At 36.7% G+C, this 2631-nt stretch carries 2 protein-coding genes and 1 pseudogene; all 3 read right to left on the bottom strand.

Annotation, left to right across the window (positions count from 1 at the left end; all coding sequences use genetic code 11):
• Nucleotides 1-316: pseudogene (locus L1264_RS21320) on the bottom strand (TonB-dependent receptor); the annotation flags it as partial.
• 400 nt (nucleotides 317-716) lie between these two features.
• A complete protein-coding gene (locus L1264_RS21315) occupies nucleotides 717-1598 on the bottom strand; it encodes a class I SAM-dependent methyltransferase (protein WP_138558012.1) in 882 nt (293 codons plus the stop codon).
• A 58-nt stretch (nucleotides 1599-1656) separates the two neighbouring features.
• The coding region (locus L1264_RS21310) for a TonB-dependent receptor domain-containing protein (RefSeq protein ID WP_235404640.1) at nucleotides 1657-2631 on the bottom strand (975 nt) is incomplete at its 5' end.

Genomic DNA, 2631 nt, shown 5'->3' with positions numbered 1-2631 from the left:
TAATAGTTGCTTGAGACTGAGCAGAGCTACCTGAACGCTCTGAGAATGAGCCGAATGAGTTCAATGAACTTGAACGAAGAGCGTCAGCTACAGTGAAATCACCTTCCATTTTGATATCAGCAGATGTAATGCTGATTACAGGTGATGCACCTTCAAGGTCAGTACGCTTGATGCGTGAACCTGTTACTTGAATGCGTTCAACTTTTTCTACACTGTTGTCTTCAGCTGCAACAGTCGATGCAGAAAATGCAGCAGTTGACACTGCACCAAAAGCAATCGCTAAGCGAACTGCTTTTGAAACTTGATTATTTAACATTTGATTCTCCCTGGTCATATCCATGTTATGACTTTATTAATTTATTTATTTAACACTAAAGGGTCAAAGCCCCCCTTAGAGCTATCAAATACTAATATCAGGTACAACTTTTGGTCAACTTTTTTTTAACCTTTGTTTTATAAGGGAATTTAAACAATAAACAAATAATCAACAATAAACCAAATACGTTAATATTAGGTACAAGATAATTGCTTTAAGGTACAGAAAAAGCGTGGAAAACCCACATCAACAGCATTTTGATAGTTAATAAATGCAACAATCAAAATTAACAATTGAAATAAAATAAATTATCTATGACAGGCAAAAAAGGAGGTGGATTTCAAAAAAGTAACATCTATTTATTAAATGCTACTTCTTTTTCTAAATCTAAATAAGGGTTTTAAAGAATCGATTCACCCATAATGTAAATTGCTAGTAATTCATCTTGATTGTTATCAAAGATTTTCCCAACTTCACAATTGACTTTCATTGTTTCTACTTGTTCGATCAAAAGTGCTGACTGGTTAGCAGCATTTACTAACTCAGTTAACCTAAGAATTAGTAGCTCTAATTCATTCATAAAAAGAGACAACGCTTTTTTGAAGTCTATTTTGTTATTCTGATTTTGACGCAAGAAGTTTATGAACGCAGGTAAATTAGTCCCCACTAAAGCATCAAAATTATTTATAAATTCACGTTTCATTTTTATTTCAATTTCATTGAAATAATGCTTTGCACTTTCCAGCTGCTTTCTATCAAGATCGTTAATCAAAGCCATTAGAGATGATGTTAACTCTTGTATAACAAAGTTTGCTGCCGCTAAAATCTTTGCATTTGGCTTTACAATTATTGATTCAGGGTGATGACAGACAAATGCAAATACTCCCTTAGCACTTAATACACGAAAAACCTCAGAGATACTTTTATCAAGTTGACTGTACTCTAGAGAAAACTGTGCAATAACAGACGAAAACTCATCATCTTTAAATGGTAAATTCTCAACGGCTGTATTTGACAGAAAGGTTCCACCTACACTCTTTGAAACCTCGGGATGAATTTTTGCCTGATCGATTCCAACACAATTTAACTTTTTGTCTCTTTGTATCAGCTGAATTAAGGCACCATTGCCCGTGCCAACATCCAGAACCAATGAGTCTGGATCTAACTTAGTCGCGAAACTACACCAGAACTCTTGTAATGCTCCTTGGTAATTTTTTTTAAACCCGTTTCCAAATGAGGTTAGGTGTCCTTGTTGCCAATAATTTGTCCAATGGTCGCTCATGTATACTCCATAAAAAAAGGCTGAATAAATTCAGCCTTTTTACTTTCAAAAAACTTTATTAGAAGCTGATTGAGTAGCTTACACGATAATCACGACCAAAGTTATTATAAAGGTCTTGGTTATCCCAAGTACCGTTTGATGATAACACTGGATCTTCATCTGTTAAGTTATTAACAGTGAAAGTAAGTGCACCGTATGCACCTGCATTATAAGTGTAAGTTAAGTTGTGAATTAACCAGCTATCAAGCTTACCTGTTTGCTCATAGTAGCCATCACCATCTTCATCTTTTTCAGTTTCAGTAGTGCTGTCTGTGTATGTTGCATTCCACGCTAGTGAGTGATCTTCATAAGACCATGCAACCGTTGCAACAGACTTAAGCTCAGGTTGACCTGACCAGCCAGATGTATCTTGTACAACACCACCTACTTCTTGGTCATACGAAAGCACAAAGCTATTCACGTTTTGGAAACGGAAGTCACCAAAACCAGTTTCAAGATTTGCAGCAATTGTAAAGTCGATACCTTCAATTTCGAAACCAGCACCATTGAAGTAAGATGTACCTGCTTCAACTAGAGTACCTGATGCAGCACGCTTCAGATAGAAAGTCTCATTTGAAGTGTCTGTATCTACTGATACAGCAGAGATTAGGCCTGCAGCTTCGTCAGATAGTAAAGACTGAAGAGACTTAGATTGAATTACATTATCAATCGCTAACTGGAAGTAATCAACTTTGAAAGTAAGGTTTTCGTTTACATCCCACGCGATACCAAGGTTAGTGTAATCTGAAGTTTCAGCATCTAACTCTGAGTTTTGCGTGTAATAAGTGTCATATTGACGCGATGTAGTTGAACCATTTGCATAGTCGATAGCTGATTCAGCTGAGAATGTACGTGCAGCATTTAGAAGGTCAAGACCTGGTGCACGGAAAGACTCAGAATATGAACCACGGATAACGATGTTATCAGCTACTTGCCAACGAGCAGATACCGCAGGAGCAATATTGTCACCGAAGTCAGAGTAGTCATCGTAACG

It is taken from the genome of Pseudoalteromonas sp. APAL1, from assembly GCF_021532475.1.
In the GTDB taxonomy this organism is placed as follows: domain Bacteria; phylum Pseudomonadota; class Gammaproteobacteria; order Enterobacterales; family Alteromonadaceae; genus Pseudoalteromonas; species Pseudoalteromonas lipolytica_C.
This window is presented reverse-complemented; position numbering and strand designations above follow the sequence as displayed.